General features: G+C 73.1%; 4 protein-coding genes. All 4 read left to right on the top strand.

Annotated features, from left to right (window positions below):
* Window positions 1-934, top strand: a 934-nt coding sequence (locus OERS_RS04870; RefSeq protein ID WP_068624876.1) for a lipid II:glycine glycyltransferase FemX, incomplete at its 5' end; no start/stop codon positions are given.
* Between the two features lie 206 nt (window positions 935-1,140).
* Window positions 1,141-2,397, top strand: coding sequence for a thiolase family protein (locus OERS_RS04865; RefSeq protein ID WP_068624874.1), 1,257 nt, complete (start codon window positions 1,141-1,143; stop codon window positions 2,395-2,397).
* 3 nt (window positions 2,398-2,400) lie between these two features.
* The gene (locus OERS_RS04860) at window positions 2,401-4,527 is read left to right on the top strand and encodes a 3-hydroxyacyl-CoA dehydrogenase NAD-binding domain-containing protein (protein WP_068624872.1); all 2,127 of its coding nucleotides are present in this window, start codon (window positions 2,401-2,403) and stop codon (window positions 4,525-4,527) included.
* A 216-nt stretch (window positions 4,528-4,743) separates the two neighbouring features.
* Window positions 4,744-7,038, top strand: coding sequence for an SNF2-related protein (locus tag OERS_RS04855; RefSeq protein ID WP_068624870.1), 2,295 nt, complete (start codon window positions 4,744-4,746; stop codon window positions 7,036-7,038).
* Window positions 7,039-7,041: the final 3 nt, after the last annotated feature.

Below are 7,041 nucleotides of genomic sequence, written 5' to 3'. Positions count from 1 at the left end.
GGTCAAGGGGGCCGGGGCCTGGACGCCTCGCCGCCTGCAGGTCGCGGGCTCGGACGGCACGGTCCTTGGCCTCGCGCAGGTCCTGGTCCGTTCGCTGCCCGCGCAGTTCAAGGCGCTGAGCTACGTGCCCCGTGGTCCGGTCGTCATGCCCGACGGCACGGGCTACCCCGCGACCCGGTCGGGCGTCACGGAGGCCGTGGTGGGCTGGTGCCGCGAGAACGTCGGCGGCGTGGGCATCACGCTCGAGCCGGACTGGGACGCGGGGACCTCGCTCGAGCTCGACGGCGCGGCCCCCGCGGTCAACCCCGTGCTCTACCCGACGACCCTGATCCTGGACCTGCGCAAGACGCCCGACGAGCTCATGGCCGACATGGCCAAGAAGACCCGCCAGTACATCCGCAAGTCCGAGCGCGAGGACCTCGAGTTCCGGCCGGTCACCACGCGTGCTGAGCTCTCGGCGTGCCTGCGCCTGTACCGCCAGACCGCCGAGCGGGCCGGGTTCGGCCTGCACGAGGACTCCTACTACGAGCTCGTGTTCGACCAGCTCGGCGAGCACTCGCCCGTCTTCGCGGCCTTCGCCCGCTCGCGCGAGGGCGGCCCGCACGACCGGCCGGTCTCGTTCGTGTGGTTCGCGGCCTCGGCGCGCACGTCGTTCGAGCTGTACGGCGGCATGGACGAGGAGGGCCAGCGGCTGCGCGCCAACTACGGTCTCAAGTGGTACGCGATCAACGCGATGCGTGAGCGCGGCGTGCTGCGCTACGACGTCAACGGTCTGCTCAACGACGGGATCTCGACGTTCAAGCGCGGCTTCGCGAGCCACGAGGACGAGCTGATCGGGAGCATCGACGTGCCGTTCTCGATGTGGTACACCGCCTGGAACAAGGGCCTGCCGACCGCCAAGAGGGTCGTGCGCAAGCTCCGCGGAGGCCACTGACCTCTCCACGGGCGAGACTGCGTATCGCCCAGATCGCCCCTGATTTCCCCGACGGACCTGCCTCGACCCCTCTGGTTGAGCGGGTCCGTCGGCCGTTGCAGATACTCGGTCTCACGCTTTCGTGCATTTTCCCGGTACCGTGGGTAGCCTGTACCAACGCTGAGCGGTGACGCTCAGGGACACCGCCGTCCAGATCAGGAGATGCCATGACTGTGGCCAGCAAGGGTTCGGGCTCGCGCCGGACCGTCCGCGACGTCGTCTTCGTCGAGGGGGTGCGTACGCCGTTCGGCAAGGCCCGTCCCGACGGCATCTACGCCGACACCCGTGCCGACGACCTCGCCGTGAAGGCCGTGCGCGAGCTGCTGCGTCGCCGCCCCGAGCTCCCGGTCGAGCGCATCGACGAGGTGGCGCTGGCCGCGACGACCCAGACGGGCGACCAGGGCCTGACGCTCGGCCGGAGCGTGGCCGTGCTGGCCGGCCTCCCGAAGTCCGTCCCGGGCTTCGCGATCGACCGCATGTGCGCGGGCGCCATGACCGCGGTCACCACGACCGCGTCGGCCATCGCGATCGGCGCCCAGGACGTGACGCTCGCGGGCGGCCTCGAGCACATGGGCCACCACCCCATGGGCGAGGGCGCGGACCCCAACCCGCGCTTCGTCGCCGAGAAGCTCGTCGACTCGACGGCCCTGGTCATGGGTGCGACCGCCGAGAACCTGCACGACCGCTTCCCGCACCTGACCAAGGAGCGCGCGGACGCGTACGGCGTCGCGAGCCAGGCCAAGTACGCCAAGGCGCTCGCCAACGGCGACGTGACGCCGGACCTCGTCCCGATCGCGCTGCGCGACCCGCAGCAGGGCTGGGGCCTGGCCACGGCCGACGAGCTGCCCCGCCCGGGCACCACGGTCGAGGACATCGCGCACCTCAAGACACCGTTCCGTCCCGGCGGCAAGGTCACCGCGGGCAACGCGTCCCCGCTGACCGACGGCGCGGCGGTCTCGCTCCTCGCGGCGGGCGACGTCGCGGCCGAGCTCGGCCTGCCGGCCCGCATGCGTCTCGTGTCGTTCGCGTACGTGGGCGTGGACCCCGAGGTCATGGGCATCGGGCCCATCCCCTCGACCGAGAAGGCCCTGGCCCAGGCCGGCCTGAGCATCGAGGACATCGGCCTGTTCGAGATCAACGAGGCCTTCGCCGTCCAGGTCCTGGCGTTCCTCGACCACTTCGGCATGCCCGACGACGACGAGCGCGTCAACCAGTACGGCGGCGCGATCGCGGTGGGTCACCCCCTCGCGGCGTCGGGCGTGCGCCTCATGACCCAGCTGGCGCGCCAGTTCGAGCAGCACCCCGAGGTCCGCTACGGCCTGACCACGATGTGCGTGGGCCTGGGCATGGGCGGCACGGTCGTCTGGGAGAACCCGCACCACGCCGACTACTCCGGCCACACGACGACCGACGGGGAGAACTGACCCATGAGCACCCAGACCACCACGCCCCGTGCCGAGCGCGTGACCCACTCCCTCGTCCGCGACGTCGAGCTGCCGGGCGGCGCGGGCACGCTCGCGCTCCTGACGCTCGACAACGGCCTGGACCACACCAAGCCCACGACGCTCGGGCCCGAGGGCATCGCCGAGCTCACGGCAGCGCTGACCGCGCTCCAGGCCCGCGCGGCGCGCGGCGAGATCGCGGCCGTCGCCGTGACGGGCAAGCCCTACTTCCTCGCCGCGGGCGCCGACCTCACGCAGGTCGCAGGCGTCCGCACGCGCGAGGAGGCCCTCGAGCTGGGCCGCAGCGGCCACGCGGCCTACCGCCGGCTCGGAGAGATGGGCGTCCCGACGTTCGCCTACGTCAACGGCCTGGCCCTGGGCGGCGGCCTCGAGGTCGCGCTCAACTGCGACTACCGCACCGTCGCGACCGACGCCCCCGCGCTCGCGCTCCCCGAGGTCGGCCTCGGCCTGGTCCCGGGCTGGGGCGGCGCCTACCTCGTGCCACGCCTCGTGGGCATCGAGAAGGCCATGGACGTCATCCTCACGCGCCCGAGCGCCAACAAGCCGTTCAAGGCCAAGGAGGCCTTCGAGATCGGCCTGGCCGACGCGCTGTTCGAGGCGCCGGACTTCCTCGAGTCCTCGATCCGCTGGACCGCCGACGTCGTGCGCGGCACCACGGTCGTCGAGCGCCGCGAGCTCGACCCGGTCCCGGTGTGGGACGCGGTCGTCGCCGGTGCGCGCAAGCAGCTCGACGCCGTCGTGCACGGGTCGCGGCCCGCGCCCTACCGGGCGCTCGACCTCCTGGCTGCGGCACGCACCGCGACCAAGGACGAGGCCTTCGCGGCCGAGGACGAGGCCCTGGCGGACCTCATCATGTCCGACGAGATGCGTGCGAGCGTCTACGCGTTCCAGCTCGTCTCGCACGGCAAGCGCCCCGCGGGCGCCCCGGACCCGAAGCTCGCCCGCCCGGTCACCTCGGTCGGGATCGTGGGCGCGGGGCTCATGGCGGCTCAGCTCGCGCTGCTGTTCGCACAGCGCCTGGGCGTGCCCGTGACGATGCGCGACCTCGACGCCGAGCGCGTGCAGCATGGGCTCGACTACGTCCGCACGACGGTCGAGAAGCTCGTCACGACGGGCCGGATGAGCAAGGACACGGGGGCCAAGGTCCTGTCCTCTGTCCACGGGACCACGGACATCACCGAGTTCTCGCGCTGCGACTTCGTGATCGAGGCGGTGACCGAGGTCCTGGGGCTCAAGAAGAAGGTCTTCGCCGAGCTCGAGGGCATCATCGGCCCCGACACGATCCTCGCGACCAACACCTCGGCCCTGTCCGTGACCGAGATGGCCGCGGACCTGGCACACCCCGAGCGGGTCGTGGGGCTGCACTTCTTCAACCCCGTCGCGCAGATGCCGCTCGTGGAGGTCGTCCGGGCCGAGAAGACCTCGGACGAGGCCCTCGCCACGGCCTTCGCGGTCTCCAAGGCCCTGCGCAAGACCGCGGTGGGCGTCGCCGACCGCCCGGGCTTCGTGGTCAACCGCCTGCTCGTGCTGCTCCTGGGCAAGATCGTGGAGGCCGTCGAGAACGGCACCTCGGTCGAGGTCGCCGACCGTGCGCTGCGTCCCCTGGGCCTGCCCATGGGTCCGTTCGCGCTCTTCGACCTCGTGGGCCCCGCCGTGGGCCTGCACGTCCTGACCTCGCTGCGCGAGGACCTGGGCGACCGCTTCCCGTCCTCCCCCGGGCTCGAGAAGCTCGTGGCCGAGGGCACCAAGGTCGTCCTGCCGGCCCCGGCGCGCGGCATCCCCGCGAGCGTCGACCCGTCGATCCAGGCGTACTTCGGCACGGGCGAGGCCTGCGGACCGGGCGCGCTCGACGAAGCAGGCGTGCTCGACGCCGTCCTGGTGGCCCTGACCACAGAGATCGGCCACATGCTCGACGAGGGTGTCGTCCAGGGCCCCGAGCAGATCGACCTCTGCATGATCCTGGGTGCGGGCTGGCCGTTCCACGACGGCGGCATCACGCCGTACCTGGACCGGACGGGCTACACGGAGAAGGTCCTGGGCCGCCGTCTCCTGCCCGACGGCGTCGCGAACGTCCCGGCGCAGGTCGCCTGACGCGCAGCTCGCCACTGACTGCCGAACCCGAGGGGGTCGGGCAACTCCGAGTTGCCCGACCCCCTCGGGTTCGTCGTCTGCCAGCCGGGTCGCAGGGAGCGGAGGTGATGCGACGCGGTGATAGCGTCACGGAGCCTCTCGATCCGTGGCACCGCGACCGCCGATCCTCGTCGAGAGTCCGTGCTCCCCGCCGACGCCCCCAGGAGTTCCCGCCCGATGACCGCGCCCGACGCTCCCCGCCCGACGCCCGAGCAGGCACGGGAGGTCGTCGCGCTCGCCGACGAGGTCGCGGCGCTGCTCTCGGGTCTCGCCGGGGCGCCGGCCCGGTTCCGCGAGCACGTGCGCACCGCGTTCGGGTCGAGCCAGGAGGACAAGGTCCTGGGCGAGCTCTCGGCGATCGGGATCGAGCGGCTGCGCGAGGTCAGCGGTGAGCGGCTGCGCGTCGGTCGCCTGGTCGACGGCGGCATCACGACCGTCGGAGCCGTGCTGCGCGCGGGACCCGCCGGGCTCGAACGGCTGCCCGGGATCGGGCCGCAGACCGCGACGCACTGCCTCGCGGCCGCGGCGCAGATCGCGCAGGCCGTCCAGGAGACCCTGCGGTTCCGGATCGACGACGCCCCGGGCGACCCGTTCACGACCGGACTCGTCCAGGCCCTCGCTGGGCTCGACGCCGCGCGCGCGGCCGCCACGGTCCACCGGCAGGTGATCGTCACCTTCCTCGAGGGGCACACGGAGCACCGTGCCGCGGCCCAGGAGGCGACCCGCGCGGTCCGGTCCTTCTTCTCGCTGCCCGCGCGGCGCCGTCGGGCAGCGGACGCCGTGCGCGACCTTGCGCGGCTCACCCGGGACGCCGAGCAGTCCGGGGCCGTCGCGGCCGCAGGGCGCGTCGGCGCCCTCCAGGCCGAGCCCGTCGACGCCTTCGAGGCGTGGACGGACTTCCGGGCACGCTCGGCGACGTACTACGCGCTGCTCGACGACGTCGTGGACATCGGGCGCGACCTCGAGGCCACCGAGGGCCACCTGCCGCCCGAGCTCCTGGCCCGTGTGAACGAGCAGCCGCTCGACCAGTCCCTCCTGACCGCGTCCCTGCGCGGGTACCAGGTGTTCGGGGCGCGCTACGCCCTCGCCCAGCGACGCACGATCCTGGGCGACGAGATGGGCCTCGGCAAGACCGTGCAGGCCATCGCCGCGATGGCGCACCTCGCCGCGGGCGGCGCGACGCACTTCCTCGTGGTGTGCCCCGCGAGCGTCATGACGAGCTGGGTGCGCGAGGTCGGGCGGCACAGCACGCTGCGCTCGCTCGACGTCCACGGCCCCGAGCGTGCCGAGGAGGCCGCGCAGTGGGCGCGCGAGGGGGGTGTGGCCGTGACGACGTTCGAGCAGGTCGGGCTCCTGCCGCTCGACCTGCCCACGCCCGCGATGCTCGTGGTCGACGAGGCGCACTACGTCAAGAACCCCGAGGCCAGGAGGTCGCAGGCCGTGGCCGCCTGGGCGGGACGCACCGAGCACGTGCTGTTCCTGACCGGCACGGTCATGGAGAACCGCGTCGAGGAGTTCCGACGCCTCGTGGCCTACCTCCAGCCCGACGTCGCCGAGCAGGTCAGCGCCGCGCACGGCGCCGCGGGGGCCGAGAGGTTCCGCCTCGCCGTGGCACCCGTGTACCTCCGGCGCAACCAGGAGGACGTGCTCGAGGAGCTGCCCGAGCTCGTCCAGGTCGAGGAGTGGGAGTCGTTCGGTCCGGCCGACGGCGCCGCCTACCGTGCCGCCGTGCGCGAGGGCAGCTTCATGGCCATGCGCCGCGCCGCGTACGCGGTCGACCACCCCGAGGACTCGGCCAAGGTGCGCCGGCTCGTCGAGCTCGTCGAGGAGGCCACGGGGAACGGCCGCAAGGTCGTGGTGTTCACGTACTTCCGCGACGTCGTCGACCTCGTGGTGCGCGCGCTGGGCGACCTCGCCGCCGGACCGCTCACGGGGTCCGTGGGGGCGAGCGCCCGCCAGACGATCCTCGACGACTTCACGGCCTCGCCCGCGCCCCGGGCGCTCGTGAGCCAGATCGACGTGGGCGGGGTCGGCGTCAACCTCCAGGCCGCGTCCGTCGTCATCCTGTGCGAGCCGCAGGTCAAGCCCACGACCGAGGCCCAGGCCGTCGCACGCGCCCACCGCATGGGTCAGGTGCGCACCGTGCAGGTCCACCGGCTGCTCGTCGCCGACACGGTCGACGAGCGCATGGTCGAGATCCTCGGGACCAAGGCCCGGCTGTTCGACGCCTACGCGCGACGCAGCGTCCTGGCCGACGCGCTGCCCGGCGCGGTCGACGTGTCGGAGGCCCGGCTCGCGCAGACGATCGTCGCGGCCGAACAGGCACGGTGGCTGGGCGGGGAGCCGGTCGTGGCAGGCGCCGCCGGGGCGACGGTGGCCCGAGGGCTCGTGGCGGACGGCGAGGTGCTGGACCCCGACGTGCAGGACGCGCCGGTCGACGCGCCGTGGGGCGAGGGCAGCACCGACGTCTGACGG

This window comes from Oerskovia enterophila (genome assembly GCF_001692445.1).
GTDB lineage: Bacteria > Actinomycetota > Actinomycetes > Actinomycetales > Cellulomonadaceae > Oerskovia > Oerskovia enterophila.
The sequence above is the reverse complement of the archived record's forward strand: the minus strand, read 5'-3'. Positions and strand labels throughout refer to the sequence as shown.

Coding starts and splice junctions, on each gene's coding strand:
- OERS_RS04865 (WP_068624874.1), top strand. CDS start 1,141: ATGACTGTGGCCAGCAAGGGTTCGGGCTCGCGCCGGACCGTCCGCGAC.
- OERS_RS04860 (WP_068624872.1), top strand. CDS start 2,401: ATGAGCACCCAGACCACCACGCCCCGTGCCGAGCGCGTGACCCACTCC.
- OERS_RS04855 (WP_068624870.1), top strand. CDS start 4,744: ATGACCGCGCCCGACGCTCCCCGCCCGACGCCCGAGCAGGCACGGGAG.